The organism is Parendozoicomonas verongulae (genome assembly GCF_009711465.1).
GTDB lineage: Bacteria > Pseudomonadota > Gammaproteobacteria > Pseudomonadales > Endozoicomonadaceae > Sansalvadorimonas > Sansalvadorimonas verongulae.
Genome location: NZ_SMME01000640.1, coordinates 1,603 through 2,297, shown reverse-complemented (window position 1 = coordinate 2,297; position 695 = coordinate 1,603). Strand labels below are relative to the sequence as shown.

Genomic DNA, 695 nt, shown 5'->3' with positions numbered 1-695 from the left:
GTTCCCATTGCAGAAGGTCGCTCTCTATTAATCAGTTAAGGGATGTCAGGGTACCGCGTATTGTTGTGGAAGGGGGGGATGAGCCTGAAGAACCAAAGACAGATGGGAGCAAACCAAAAGAAAACCCTTCAAGAGACAATGAAAAAGACACACCCCATGACTCCCCACAACAACCATCGGCTGCTCCCAATACGGGGGCACAACGGCCCACCATTTTCGTTGTAAATCAATCCAGCTCGCAGGAAAAATGCTGGTCTCCATTGCATCAGGCTGTCAAAGAGGGGAATCTTGAACGTGTGCATCAGCTCATACAGCTTGGGGCAAACCCTAATTCGGTGACAGAAGCAGATAATAGTGTATTACATGCCGCTGCAGAGTATGGACACATTGGTATACTCCAAGCTTTAATAGATGACTATGGCGCAAATCTATATGCTGTTAATAACCGGGAAGAAAGTGTTCTGCATTTTGCAGCTGCATGTGGACACACAAGTATTTTAAAACTTTTGATAGATAAATATGCTGTAAACCCAAATTTAACGAGTTTCAATAAACAAAATGCTTTGCATTACGCCGCTGCTGAAGGCCATGAAGAAGTCATAAAAATATTGGTAGATGAATACGGTTTAAAAAGCGACAACAGAGCGTTATGGGCTGCTGTTAGGTATGGTCATTTAAAACTGACTGATTTACTA

General features: G+C 43.2%; 1 protein-coding gene. It reads left to right on the top strand.

The window, feature by feature from the left end; all coding sequences use genetic code 11:
- Positions 1 to 65: 65 nt before the first annotated feature.
- Positions 66 to 695, top strand: a 630-nt coding sequence (locus E1189_RS24930) for an ankyrin repeat domain-containing protein (RefSeq protein WP_329601876.1), incomplete at its 3' end; no start/stop codon positions are given.